The sequence below is a fragment of the Streptomyces sp. NPDC057654 genome, assembly GCF_042800135.1.
GTDB lineage: Bacteria > Actinomycetota > Actinomycetes > Streptomycetales > Streptomycetaceae > Streptomyces.
Genome location: NZ_JBHVHQ010000279.1, coordinates 1 through 9,484, shown reverse-complemented (window position 1 = coordinate 9,484; position 9,484 = coordinate 1). Strand labels below are relative to the sequence as shown.

9 protein-coding genes are annotated in these 9,484 nt (G+C 73.2%); 6 read left to right on the top strand and 3 right to left on the bottom strand.

Going from position 1 to position 9,484, the window contains the following annotated elements; translation table 11 throughout:
* The first annotated feature begins 62 nt into the window (after window positions 1-62).
* Complete coding sequence (locus ACFU99_RS21145) at window positions 63-1,853, top strand: ABC transporter ATP-binding protein (RefSeq protein ID WP_384394226.1); 1,791 nt, start codon at window positions 63-65, stop codon at window positions 1,851-1,853.
* Window positions 1,850-3,706: an ABC transporter ATP-binding protein gene (locus ACFU99_RS21140; protein ID WP_384394224.1), complete on the top strand. Its 1,857-nt coding sequence runs from the start codon at window positions 1,850-1,852 to the stop codon at window positions 3,704-3,706. The genes ACFU99_RS21145 and ACFU99_RS21140 overlap by 4 nt, the downstream gene beginning before the upstream one ends.
* Before the next feature lie 144 nt (window positions 3,707-3,850).
* Here the strand turns inward: ACFU99_RS21140 and ACFU99_RS21135 are convergent, their stop codons facing one another.
* Window positions 3,851-4,270, bottom strand: coding sequence for an ArsR/SmtB family transcription factor (locus ACFU99_RS21135; protein ID WP_384394223.1), 420 nt, complete (start codon window positions 4,268-4,270; stop codon window positions 3,851-3,853).
* A gap of 85 nt (window positions 4,271-4,355) precedes the next feature.
* On the opposite strand from ACFU99_RS21135, the gene ACFU99_RS21130 reads away from it, so the two are divergent.
* The 3 genes from ACFU99_RS21130 to ACFU99_RS21120 all read left to right on the top strand — a co-directional run bounded on the left by ACFU99_RS21130 (window position 4,356) and on the right by ACFU99_RS21120 (window position 6,317).
* Window positions 4,356-4,709 carry a hypothetical protein gene (locus ACFU99_RS21130; RefSeq protein WP_384394221.1) on the top strand — a complete coding sequence of 118 codons (354 nt, stop codon included), beginning with the start codon at window positions 4,356-4,358 and terminating at the stop codon, window positions 4,707-4,709.
* 20 nt (window positions 4,710-4,729) lie between these two features.
* Window positions 4,730-5,473: an SDR family NAD(P)-dependent oxidoreductase gene (locus ACFU99_RS21125; RefSeq protein WP_384394219.1), complete on the top strand. Its 744-nt coding sequence runs from the start codon at window positions 4,730-4,732 to the stop codon at window positions 5,471-5,473.
* 181 nt (window positions 5,474-5,654) lie between these two features.
* Window positions 5,655-6,317 carry a DUF4232 domain-containing protein gene (locus ACFU99_RS21120; protein ID WP_384394217.1) on the top strand — a complete coding sequence of 221 codons (663 nt, stop codon included), beginning with the start codon at window positions 5,655-5,657 and terminating at the stop codon, window positions 6,315-6,317.
* Window positions 6,318-6,336: 19 nt separating this feature from the next.
* Here ACFU99_RS21120 and ACFU99_RS21115 read toward each other — a convergent pair whose 3' ends face one another.
* Window positions 6,337-7,866: an MBL fold metallo-hydrolase gene (locus ACFU99_RS21115; RefSeq protein WP_384394215.1), complete on the bottom strand. Its 1,530-nt coding sequence runs from the start codon at window positions 7,864-7,866 to the stop codon at window positions 6,337-6,339.
* Between the two features lie 85 nt (window positions 7,867-7,951).
* Here ACFU99_RS21115 and ACFU99_RS21110 point away from each other — a divergent pair, with 85 nt between their 5' ends.
* Entirely contained in the window at window positions 7,952-8,623 is a 672-nt protein-coding gene (locus ACFU99_RS21110) for a TetR/AcrR family transcriptional regulator (RefSeq protein WP_384394213.1), read from the top strand.
* A gap of 18 nt (window positions 8,624-8,641) precedes the next feature.
* On the opposite strand, the gene ACFU99_RS21105 is transcribed toward ACFU99_RS21110, so the two are convergent.
* A partial coding sequence (locus ACFU99_RS21105) for an SDR family oxidoreductase (protein WP_384394212.1) occupies window positions 8,642-9,484 on the bottom strand: 843 nt, incomplete at its 5' end.

The following is a 9,484-nucleotide window of genomic DNA, read 5'->3' as shown; positions in this document are numbered from 1 at the left end:
GCGAGGTACCCCAGCCGACGGAGGACGCGGAGCGCGCGCCGCGTCGCTCCGCCGTCCGTTCACTGCTGCGCCTGCGGCCCTATCTGCGGCCGGTGCGTGCCCGGCTCGTCACGGCGGCGGTGGTCGCCGTCGTGGCGTCCTGCCTGAGCCTGGTCATTCCGCTCGCGCTCAAGTGGATCGTGGACGGCCCGGTCGCCGACCGCGACCCGTCGGGCGTGTGGCTGGGCGGCGGGATGCTGCTGCTCCTCGGGTTCGCGGAGGCGGCGCTGTTCGGGCTGCGGCGGTGGCTGGTGGCGCGGCCCCTCGCCCGGATCGAGGCGGACATGCGCCGGGACCTCTACCGGCATCTCCAGCGGCTCCCGGTCTCCTTCCACGACCGCTGGCCCTCGGGGCAGTTGCTCTCGCGGGCCACGACCGATCTGATGCTGCTGCGCATGTTCATGGCCTTCCCCATGATGTTCCTGCTGGTCAACGGGGTCACGATCGTCGTCGGCTGCGTCATCCTGTTCGTCCAGCAGTGGACGCTGGGGCTGGTGCTGCTGGCGCCGATCGTCCCGATCGTGGCGCTGTGCTCGGTCTTCGAGCACCGTTACGCGGTGGCGGCGCGCGCCTCGCAGGACCAGATCGGCGATCTGACGACGGTCGTCGAGGAGAGCGTGCTGGGCATCCGCATCATCAAGGGCTTCGGCCAGCACCGGGCGCAGGAGCGCGCGTTCCGGGGGCTGTCGCGCCGGGTGCGGGGGACGGAGCTGCGCAAGGCGGGGCTGCTGGGCTGGCTCTGGGGGCTGATCACGACGCTGCCGGAGCTGGCGATCGCGGCGGCGCTGGTGCTCGGCACGGTGCAGGTGGCCGACGGGGTGCTGTCGGCGGGGACGCTGGTGGCGTTCCTGTCGACCGCGCTCGCGCTGCGCTGGCCGGTCGAGTCCATCGGCTTCCTGCTCGCCATCAGCAACGACTCGGCGACGGCGACGGACCGGCTGTTCGAGGTGCTGGACGCGCCGGTGCCCGAGGACGTACCGGCCCGCTCCCAGGCGGCGGGAGGCGCGCGCGAGAGCCGTGCGGACGGCGGGCTGCGGCTCGACGGCGTCGGGTTCCGCTACCCCGACGCGCCGCCGCACGCCCCGGCCGTGCTGCACGACGTGCATCTGCATGTCCGGCCCGGCGAGACCATGGCGCTCGTCGGGGCCACGGGCAGCGGCAAGACGACGCTCACGACGCTGATCCCCCGGCTCCAGGAGCCGACCGCGGGCCGCATCACGCTCGACGGCGCGGATGTGGCGGCGCTGCCGCGCGAGAGGGTGCGCGCGCTGGTCGCCGTGGCCTTCGAGGAGGCCACGCTCTTCTCGGCGACGGTCGGGGAGAACGTCCTGATGGGCGGCGAGGACGTGGCGGAGGAGGACCTGGTGCGGGCGCTGGAGGTGGCGCAGGCCGGGTTCGTGCACGAGTTGCCGCACGGCGCGCGGACGCAGGTCGGCGAGCAGGGGCTCAGCCTCTCCGGCGGCCAGCGGCAGCGGCTCGCGCTGGCCCGCGCCGTGGTGGGCAGACCGCGGTTCCTCGTGCTCGACGATCCGCTGTCCGCGCTCGACGTGCATACGGAGGCGCTGGTGGAGGCGGCGCTGCGGGAGGTGCTGGCGTCCACGACGGCGCTGATCGTGGCGCACCGCCCGTCCACGGTCCTGCTCGCCGACCGGGTCGCGCTGCTGTCCGGCGGCCGGATAGCGGCCGTCGGCACCCACCAGGAACTGCTGCACGGCAACGCGGAGTACGCGTCGCTGATGTCCGGCCACGACGGCCAGGACCGCCACGACAGCCACGACAGCCACGACAGCCACGAAGGGGGCGTACGACGATGAGCACCGTCGTCTCGGACCAGTCCGCCGCCGACGACGAGCGCCCCGCGCCCGCCCTCGCGGACGACGCGTTCGACAAGGACGTGCTGCCCGCGCCCAAGGGCGCGTCCCGCGCGCTGCTCCGCTCGCTGCTGAAGCCCGCCCACGGGCGGGTGTGGGTGTGCGTCGCCGTCCTGCTGCTCCAGCAGGCGGCGGTGCAGGCGGGGCCGCTGCTCGTCGCGTTCGCCATCGACCGCGGGGTGCCCGCGTTCCGGAAGCACGACTACGGGCCCCTGATCGCGGTCGGCGCGGCCTATGTGGTCTGCGCGCTGCTCGCGGGGGCGCTCCAGCTCGCGTTCGTACGGCTCGCGGCGTGGATTGGCCAGGACGCGCTGCTCGACCTGCGGGGCCGGATCTTCCGGCACGCGCAGGCGCTGAGCGTGGACTTCCACGACCGCTACACCTCCGGGCGGCTCATCTCCCGCGCCACCACGGACGTCGAGTCGATCCGCGAGCTGCTGAGCGACGGGCTCCAGGAACTGATCGGCATCGCCCTGTCGACGGTGTTCATCTCGGCGATGCTGCTCTACCTGGACTGGGGGCTGGGCGGCGCGGCGCTGCTCGTCTTCGCGCCGCTGTACCTGCTGATACGGAACTTCCGGCTCCGTTCGATGATCGCCTACCGGGCCCGGTCCACGGCCGTGGCGCGGGTGATCGTGAAGTTCGCGGAGACCATGAACGGCATCCGCCCCGTGCAGGCGTTCCGCCGGGAGCGCGTCAACGAGGCGCAGTTCGCGGAGCTCAACCGCTACCACGAGCGGCTCAACGGCACGGCGATACTGGAGATGGCCCGGTACGTCGTCTCGTCGCGGCTCGTGGCGAACACGGCGCTGGCCGCGCTCGTGCTGTGGGGCGCGTACCGCGTCGCCTCCGGCGGGCTGGCGCTGGGCGTGCTCGCGGCGGCCGTGCTCTATCTGCGGCGGCTGTACGACCCGATCGACCGGCTGGGGATGTTCCTCAACTCCTACCAATCGGCGGCCGCTTCGCTGGAGAAGATCGCGGGACTGCTGGCCCAGCGGCCCTCCGTGCCGGAGCCGGCCTCGCCGCGCCCGCTGCCCGAGCCCCGCGCCGGCCGGCCCGGCCGGGAGGTCGTCTTCGACGGGGTGCGCTTCGCGTACCGCGAGGGCGGCGCGGAGGTGCTGCCCCGCTTCGATCTGACGCTGCGCGCCGGGGAGACGGTCGCGATCGTCGGGGCGACCGGCGCGGGCAAGTCGACGCTGGCGAAGCTGCTCGCCCGGTTCTACGACCCGACGGGCGGCCGGGTGCTGCTGGACGGGGTGCCGCTCGCCGACCTGGCGACGGTGGAGCTGCGCGGCACGGTGGTGATGGTGACGCAGGAGGCGTTCCTCTTCTCCGGCACGGTCGGCGAGAACATCGCCATCGGCAAGCCGGACGCCACGCCCGAGGAGATCGAGCAGGCGGCGAAGGCGATCGGCGCGCACGAGTTCATCGACGCCCTGCCGGACGGCTACGACACGGACGTACGCAAGCGCGGCGGCCGCATCTCGGCGGGCCAGCGGCAGCTCGTCGCCTTCGCCCGCGCGCTGCTCGCCGACCCGGCCGTCCTCATCCTCGACGAGGCCACGTCCTCGCTCGACATCCCCGGCGAACGGGCCGTGCAGCGCGCCATGGACACGGTGCTGCGCGGCCGTACGGCCGTGGTCATCGCGCACCGCCTCTCGACGGTGGAGATCGCGGACCGGGTGCTGGTCATGGCCGACGGCCATGTCGTCGAGGACGGCACACCGGCCGAACTGATCGCGGGCACGGGCCGGTTCGCGGACCTGCACCGGGCTTGGCGGGAGAGCCTGGTCTGAGGCCGACGGGGCGGGCGCGCCCGGAGGACGTACGAGCACGGGGGCGGATGCGGCCGGAGGGCGTACGGGCGTGGGGCCGGCCGCAGGCGGCGTCATCGCTCCCGTCTCCCGCTTCGCTCACGCCGGCCGTACCGGCAGCGCCGCTCACTTCGCCTGCGCCGGCCGCTCCTGCTCGGTCCGCTCGGCGGTGAGCACCGCGTCCACCAGGCCGGGGTAGAGCGCGTCGAGTTCTTCCCTGCGCAGCGACAGATAACGCTCCCGGCCCCGTACCTGTGTGTGCGTCCAGCCGGCCTGGCGCAGGATGCGGCAGTGGTAGCTGCCGGTGGCCCGGGTGACCGGCAGATTCATCTCCGCGGCCGTCACCTCGCCGCGCTCGGCCAGCACCCCGAGCATGTGCCTGCGGATCGGGTCGGCCGCGGCGTGGAGCACGGCGTCGAGCCTGATTCCGTCGCGGTCCGGCTGGTCCGCGTCCGCCGCGGCCGACCGTCGCGCCCCTGCGCCCCGCCCTTCGCCCCGCCCTACTCCCCGGCCTGCGCCCTGCTCCGCGCCCCGCTCCTGCTTCATTTAGATAACTGCCTAACTGTTTGATACCGTCGAGACAGTTCGATAATCCTCTACACATGCCCCCGTGGCAAACGAAGGGAGCGGCATGTCCACATCCGGTCAGCTGCGTGTCCTGTTCCGCATCTGGGTGACCCGCGAGTTCTACGCCGCACCGGCCGACGAGCAGACCCGCGTCTTCGAGGCGATCCCGCCGGCGTTCGACCGGCTCGGTGAGCGCTTCGGCGTCACGGTGCTCGGCACGCTCGACGAGGACCTTCTCCAGGTCGGCACCGGCGCCCGTGAACCCATCTCGTACGTACTCGCCGACGCGCCCGACCTCGCCGCCGTGCAGAGCGTCTGCGGGATCGTGCGCACCGAGCAGGTGGACGGGTTCCCGCTGTGGCGCTACCTGGAGATCGACGCACGCATCGGCCACGACCTGTTCTTCGCCACCCGCTAGCACCACCGAGGAGCTCCCGCATGACAACCCTTGAACTGTCCGGCAGAACGGCCCTGGTCACCGGGGCCGCGCAGGGGCTCGGCGCCGCCATCGCCGAGGGCCTGCACGCCCGCGGCGCACAGGTGGCGCTGCTCGACCACGACGCGCGGGCCAACGGCGAGACCGCCGCGCGCCTCGGCGACCGCGCGCTGGCGATCACCGCCGACCTGGCCGACCTCGACCGGCTCGACGACGCCTGCGCCGAGGCCGTACGGGGCCTCGGCCCGGTCGACATCCTCGTCAACAACGCCGCCATGGCGCCCATGCGCGGGCTCTGGGACATCGACCCCGCCGAATGGGACGCGGTGTTCGCGGTCAACGTCCGCGCCGCGTTCTTCCTCACCCGCGCCCTCGCCGAGCCCATGCGCAGCCGCGGGTTCGGCCGCATCGTCAACATCGCGTCGCTGTCGGGCCAGCAGGCCCGGCCCACCGGCGCGCACTACGGCGTCTCGAAGGCCGCGCTGCTGGCCATGACCCGCAGTTTCGCCGCCGAGCTCGCCGCCGACGGCGTCACCGTGAACGCCGTCGCCCCCGGCATGATCGAAACCCCGATGGTGCACACCATCGGGGCCGAGAAGCAGGCCGAACTCGCCGCCCAGATCCCGGTCGGCCGCATAGCCCACCCCGCCGAGATCGCCGGCCTGGTCGCGTACCTGTCCACCGACGACGCGGGCTTCATCACCGGCGCGACGTACGACATCAACGGCGGTGTCTTCATGCGCTGACGTCGCCTGCGCCACGGGTGCCGGCCCGGCCTGGCCGGCACCCGGAAAGGCCCTGCGAACAGGCCCTCAGCGGGACGTAAGTGAGGCGTTTCCGGAACGTCAGCGGCGGCGGGAACAGTGGTGTGCACAGGGCGGGAACGGCCGAAGGAACGTCCCGCACGAGAGGCAGGGAGAACCTGACATGCGTACTTCCCGGATTCGTACCGCCGCTCTGGCCACCGTCACCGCGGCGCTGGCGCTGGGACTGACCGCCTGCGGCGGCTCGGACGGCGGGTCGTCCAAGGCATCGGGCGGCGGCAGCGCCGCCGGTTCCGCGCAGGGGCGGTCCGCGTTCGGCGGCGGGGCCGGCAAGAGCGGCACGGAGCTGGCCGGCAGCGCGAGCAGCACTGCCGAGCAGAGCACCGGGACCACCGCCGGCGCCCAGCAGTGCCGCGGCGACGAGATGCTGGTCACCGCGGTGCACCGGTTCGCCGGAGAGCAGGGCGACCACCTGCTGCTCACCGCGTCGAACAAGGGCGACAAGCCCTGCTGGGTGGCCTCGTACCCGTCCGTGAAGCTCGGCGGCGACGCCGATGCCGCCGCGCTGCCGCACTCGAAGAAGGACGAGGCGGGCAGCGGCGGGCGCATCACGCTCCAGCCCGGCGGCAAGGCCTACAGCGCGGTGAACCTCTTCGACTACGGCTCGAAGCACCACACCGCCACGTCCCTCGCCTTCGCGCTGCGCGGCGCGGACGGCCACGCCGGCCCCTCCTACTCCGTCGTCTCCAAGGGCGACAAGCCGCAGTTCAGCTGGAACGAGGCCGACGTCCTGAACTGGAACACCAAGAAGCCGTACGACTTCTGACCGCGCCTTGCGCGGGGTCTTACGCGGACTCGGTGAGCCAGGCGTCCAGCGGGACGCGGCAGGACTTGAGGATTCCGGCGATCATCGCGTACGTGCCGACGAGGGCGAGCAGTTCCAGCAGTTGGGCCGTGGAGTGGTGCGCGGCCAGCCGCCGCCAGGTGGCCGAGGACAGTGCGTGGGCCTCGTACAGCTCGTCGACGGCCCGTAGCAGCGTCCGGTCGGCCTCGTCCCAGCCGGAGCCGTCCGGGCCGAGCGGGACACGGGCGATCTCGGGGGCGGTGAGGCCGGCGGCGGCGCCGATGCGGGCGTGGTGTTCCCACTCGTAGGACGAGCCGGTGCGATGCGCGGTCCGCAGGATCGCGAGTTCGCGTTCGCGGGCCGGGAGCAGCCCCTCGGTGAGGCCGGCGAGCAGGGGCGCGAGGGCGACCAGCAGGTCGGGGTGGTTGCCGATGGTCGCCAGGACGTTGAGGAGCGGGATGCCGCCCATCGGGCCGGTGCCGTCGTCGTCGAGCAGCCGCGCGGGGGATCCGTCGAGGCGGGCCGCCAGGGGGGCGATCTCGTCCGCGGGCCGCGGGGCGATGCGAGGCGCGCCGCGGAGCGCGACGGGCGGCGCTGTGTACTCGTCGTACTCGTCCATGCGGCCCATCAGGTCCATCTCCCGCGGCGTGCCGTCGCCGTTCAGCTCCCGGTGGATGGCGCCGATGTTGAGGACCAGGCGCTCGGGGTCGTCCCAGTGGGCGAAGCCGTCGAGGTCCATCTCCTGGGCGGCGCGCACCGCGGGTATGCCCGCCCGGTGCGTACGGACGGCGTGGTCTCGCACCCGCTCCAGGTAGTCGCGGAAGTCCCGGACCTCGGACTTGCCGATGACCGGGCCGTGTCCGGGCACGATCGTCCCGACATCCAGGCCGAGCATCAGGTCGCAGGCGGCGATCCAGTTCTGCGCGGGGCCGCTGTGGATCACCGGGTGGCCGCCGATGAAGAGCATGTCGCCGGTGAACAGCACGCCGGAGTCCGGTACGTGGACCAGCACGTCCCCGGCGGTGTGGGCGGGGCCGACCTCGATCAGCCGGACAGTGCGCTCGCCGACCTTCAGCTCCAGTTCGCCGCTGAAGGTCCGGGTCGGCGGCGTGGGGGTGATCCCGCCGAAGTCGAAGGTCCGGCGCATCCGCTCGACGACGCCCGGCAGCGGGGCCGCGCCCGGCGCCGTCGGCGCACTGAGCACCTCGTGCAGATGGTCCTGGCGCATCTCGGTCGCGGCGGCCTCCGAGGCGATGATCTCGGCGTCCGGGAGCAGTTGGTTGCCCCACCAGTGGTCGCCGTCGCAGTGGCTGTTGACCAGGGCGCCGATCGTGACGCCGGGCAGGGTCCGGGCCACCGTGTCGAGCATGTCGCGGGTGAGCGGGACGGTGAACAGCGTGTCGACCAGCAGCCCTTGGTCGCCGGAGACGATCAGTCCGGCGTTGCTCCAGCCCCAGGAGCCGTCGGGCTGGAGATAGGCGTACGTGTCCGGGGCGATCTCGTGCAGACCGAGGGCATAGGGAACAGCCATCGTGCGGCCTCCTCATGAGTCTTAACTGTATTCCAGTACCAATATGTACTCCCGTACAATTAGGGATTCAAGTACGCTCGGAAAGGTGAGACCGACAGCACCACAGGAACCGGAGGGCGGGCCGCCGCCGAGCGACCGGCGAGGGCGGCGCCGCAGCGCGACACGGGAGCGGCTGCTCGCCGCGGCCCTGGAGCTGTTCGCGGCCCAGGGGTACGCGGCCACCACCTACGACCACATCGCCGAGCGCGCGGACGCGGGACGCCAGACGGCCTTCAATCACTTCCGCCGCAAGGAGGACTTCGTCGCCGCCTGGCTCCGGCAGCGCCACGAGCTCCTGGACCGACGGGACCAGGCGGATGCGTCCGACGGCAGGACCGCCGTCGAGGCGCTGGCGGGCGAGCTGCGCGCACTGGCGGAGCTGAACGAGCGGGACTACGCCCTGTCCAAGGAGCTGCACGACGACGGGGTGCTGTACAGCGCCTTCGCCCTCGGCACCGCCACGCCCCGCGCGTTCGCCGCCACCGCCGCCCGGGGCCGGCGAAACGGCGAGATCCGCGCCGACCTGGACCCCGAGGACGTCGCCGACCTGGTCTTCGACTGCTATTCGACCACCCTGAACCGCTGGCTGCACCGCGACGGCGGCTTCCCGCTCGCCGACGCGCTGCTCGCCCGCCTCGCCGTCCTCACCACCGGCTTCGCAGCCCCCTCCCCCGCGCCCGTACCCCTGGGCGACGCGGCGCCGGAACGCGAGGGGTGAGAAGAGCGGCCTCTGTGGTCAGGCCGCCCGGTCGGCGAAGTAGTGCCCCTCGTCCAGGTCGTCGAGGAGGGACGGGCCGGTCGGCCGCCAGTCCAGCAGTTCGCGCGTACGGGCGCTGGAGGCGGGGCTGTCCAGGTCGAGCATGGGCGCCAGCCAGGTGAAGTGCCCGGCCGCGTCCTCCCGTGAGATCGAGGCCGTGGGCGCCTTGAGGTGGCGGCCGATCGCCTCGGCGATGTCGCGGATCGGCACCCCCTCGTCCCCGGCCGCGTGCAGCGTAGAGCCCGCCGGGGCGCTCTCCACCGCGAGCCGGAAGAGGCGCGCGGCATCCGACCGGTGCACGGCGGACCAGCGGGCGGCGCCGTCGCCGATGTAGCCGGAGACGCCCTTGTCGCGGGCGATGGCGACGAGGACGGAGAGGAAGCCGTGGTCCCCGTCGCCGTGCACGGTCGGGGCGAGCCGTACGACGGACGAGCGGACGCCGCGCCCGGCGAGGGCGAGCGCCGCCTCCGCGTTGGCCCCTCGCGAGGCCAGGCCGCCGCCCTCGACGGACACATGGCCGTCCTCTTCCGTGAGAATCCGCCCCGGCGTCGCCCCGAGGGTTCCGCCGGCGATGACGAACGGGCGTCCGGAACCGGCCAGCGCCTCGCCGAACGCGTCGATGACCAGCCGGTCCGCCCCGACGGCCGCGTCGGAGTCACCGGCCGTCATGAGGTCGTGCTTGTAGGCGAGGTGGATCACGGCGTCGGAGTCGGCGGCCGCGCCGCGCAGGGCGCCGAGGTCGTCGAGCGTCCCGCGGCACACCTCGGCGCCCGCCGCGGCGAGTGCGGCGGCCGAGTCGTCGGAGCGGGCGAGCCCGAGGAC

Bases quoted from the DNA above. Each gene is read 5' to 3' on its own strand.
- ACFU99_RS21140 (WP_384394224.1), top strand. From the start codon at position 1,850: ATGAGCACCGTCGTCTCGGACCAGTCCGCCGCCGACGACGAGCGCCCC.
- ACFU99_RS21135 (WP_384394223.1), bottom strand. From the start codon at position 4,270: ATGAAGCAGGAGCGGGGCGCGGAGCAGGGCGCAGGCCGGGGAGTAGGG.
- ACFU99_RS21130 (WP_384394221.1), top strand. From the start codon at position 4,356: ATGTCCACATCCGGTCAGCTGCGTGTCCTGTTCCGCATCTGGGTGACC.
- ACFU99_RS21125 (WP_384394219.1), top strand. From the start codon at position 4,730: ATGACAACCCTTGAACTGTCCGGCAGAACGGCCCTGGTCACCGGGGCC.
- ACFU99_RS21120 (WP_384394217.1), top strand. From the start codon at position 5,655: ATGCGTACTTCCCGGATTCGTACCGCCGCTCTGGCCACCGTCACCGCG.
- ACFU99_RS21115 (WP_384394215.1), bottom strand. From the start codon at position 7,866: ATGGCTGTTCCCTATGCCCTCGGTCTGCACGAGATCGCCCCGGACACG.